The following is a 293-nucleotide window of genomic DNA, read 5'->3' on the forward strand; positions in this document are numbered from 1 at the left end:
TTTCGCAGCCATTATTCAATCCTTTGGTTATCCATTTCACGATCCTGTTCTTACAGATAGAGCATTTATAAGTTCACCTAAAGTTACAAGAAGAAGCTTTTTAATCGCTAGTGTTTTGGGTGCGCTTTGCATTATTTTATTTAGCATCATTGGCGTTTATGCCCAAACTCAAAAATATACAAGGGCAAGCCGCTGTAGAAGTCGGTAAAATATTTGGAGTATTCATTTTACTTATTATAAATTTTATTATGATTACCTCGGCTGCTTCTACTTTAGACTCTACGTTTTCATCC

1 pseudogene is annotated in these 293 nt (G+C 34.8%); it reads left to right on the forward strand.

The annotated features are described in order from the left end of the window. Window positions 1-293 (forward strand): annotated as a pseudogene (locus V6246_RS18295) (sodium:solute symporter); the annotation flags it as partial.

It is taken from the genome of Algibacter sp. TI.3.09, assembly GCF_038154905.1.
Lineage (GTDB): Bacteria > Bacteroidota > Bacteroidia > Flavobacteriales > Flavobacteriaceae > Algibacter.